We start from the raw sequence: 457 nt of genomic DNA, 5'->3' as shown, positions 1-457 counted from the left end.
AAAAGTCGAAGCGCCGGCTGCACGCAGCGCGGGTATCAAGGTCAAGTCGGTGGCTGAACTGGTCGAGAAACTGAAAAACGAAGCGAAGGTAATCTAAATGACTATCTTGGTTATTGCTGAACACGACAACAAAGTGCTGGCCCCGGCCACGCTGAACACTGTGGCTGCCGCCGCCAAAATCGGTGGTGACATCCACGTTCTGGTTGCAGGCCAGGGCGCTGGCGCCGTGGCTGAAGCCGCGGCGAAAATCGCTGGTGTGAGCAAAGTCCTGAACGCTGACAACGCCGCTTACGCGCATCAGCTGCCGGAAAACGTTGCTCCTCTGGTTGCCGAGCTGGGTAAGGGCTACAGCCACATCCTGGCTGCCGCTACCTCCAACGGCAAAAACATCCTGCCGCGCGTTGCCGCTGCACTGGACGTTGACCAGATCTCCGAGATCATCTCGGTAGAAAGCGCT

The 457-nt window shown here is 58.2% G+C and carries 2 pseudogenes; both read left to right on the top strand.

What is annotated here, in order from left to right:
- Positions 1-97: pseudogene (locus KVG88_RS30975) on the top strand (electron transfer flavoprotein subunit beta/FixA family protein); the annotation flags it as partial.
- Positions 98-457, top strand: a pseudogene (locus KVG88_RS30970) (electron transfer flavoprotein subunit alpha/FixB family protein); the annotation flags it as partial.

Source organism: Pseudomonas azerbaijanoccidentalis (assembly GCF_019145495.1).
Lineage (GTDB): Bacteria > Pseudomonadota > Gammaproteobacteria > Pseudomonadales > Pseudomonadaceae > Aquipseudomonas > Aquipseudomonas azerbaijanoccidentalis.
Note: the sequence above shows the minus strand (reverse complement) of the source record. Positions and strands in the feature narration are given on the sequence as shown.